Raw genomic sequence first — 1,231 nt, 5'->3', positions numbered from 1 at the left:
TTGTGGCGCAGTATCGAGAGGCTATCGACGAATGCCGCCGCAGTGAGCAGGCCCTCAATCACGATCAACCCGGTGTCAGCGCTCCGATAGATCTCGGCGCGATCGTCGCGTTGCAGGTTCTCGACGGGTGTGCCCGGGGCGGCCTGGTTCACCGTCAGCGCGGCGGCATCGAACGCGTTCTCGAGCACCAGCCGGATGTTCGTTGTTCGGCTCACAGAATGATCTCCACTTCGGCCTTGCCGCCCGCGCGCTCGAGACGCACGGCGGATACGCGGCCCACCCGCCCGACCAGGGGCGGCACGTTGACGGTGACGGCCTGGTACAGCGGCACGGTGGGCAGGTACGTCGTGAAGCGCCAGCGCTCGCGGCGCACGGCATGGTACGCCAGCCGTCGGTCGCGCTCGGCCTGCGCCGCCTCTCCGTCCTGCAGCAACGTCGACACCGTTTCATCCGAGGCCAGCGGGTGCCCGGGCAACTCCTGCTCGCCGATGCTGTCGCGCCATTCCTGCGCCAGCCGCGCCGCCAGTGCCGGGTCGTCCTGGTTGATCACCTCGGCAACCGTGCGCAGCGCGGCATCGTTGCGCCCCCAGCGCAGCGTCAAGCCCGACCAGGGCGGCTCTACGCCGTCGAGCGCGAGTGTGTTGCGCTGCACGTTATCGACCGTCAGCACCAGCGCTACCTCGTCGCCCGGGGCGTCGAACACTCGCATGTCGATCCTGTCGAGCGCGTCGAGATGCCAGCCGGCGCCCAGCGTCTCCTGCAGGGCGTCGAGAATCTGCGCCCCGCTGACCTCGCCCGTGCCGTAATAGCCGACGGTCACATCGGGCAGCACAGTCTCGGGGGAGACCTGTTTGCCGTAGTAGTCCGCCACCCACTGCACGATCGCCATCGGCGTATCGTGCTGCTCGTGCGCGCCAGCGGTGATCTCGCTGCCGTTGCCCGGGTGGTTCTCCAGAGTGAACGCCCCGTCGGCCAGGTGCGCGGTATGCGGTACCGGGTTGCCGATGTCGCGTGGCGTCACACTCAGCAGCGGCAGATAACCCACCCGATAGCGCAGCGTCGCGGTGTCCACGCGGTGCACCGGTACGTTGAAGCACTGCCCCAGCAGCAGCGGCACCGGGCCGCCGTCGTCAGGCAACTGCCCCGTGTCGATCGGCTCGTTCAACTGCTCGCTGGCGTCGATCACGCCCAGCGTCATCACGCCGTCTCCGTAGGACTCAAGCCCGCCGTT

General features: G+C 68.4%; 2 protein-coding genes. Both read right to left on the bottom strand.

Annotated features, from left to right (window positions below; translation table 11 throughout):
* On the bottom strand, positions 1-215 hold a 215-nt coding region (locus BIS11_RS17960), incomplete at its 3' end, for a hypothetical protein (protein WP_253586778.1).
* Positions 212-1,231, bottom strand: a 1,020-nt coding sequence (locus tag BIS11_RS17955) for a hypothetical protein (RefSeq protein ID WP_253586777.1), incomplete at its 5' end; no start/stop codon positions are given. The genes BIS11_RS17960 and BIS11_RS17955, both read right to left, overlap by 4 nt.

Source organism: Halomonas sp. 707D4, from assembly GCF_024158685.1.
Taxonomy (GTDB): Bacteria; Pseudomonadota; Gammaproteobacteria; order Pseudomonadales; family Halomonadaceae; genus Vreelandella.
Note: the sequence above shows the minus strand (reverse complement) of the source record. Positions and strands in the feature narration are given on the sequence as shown.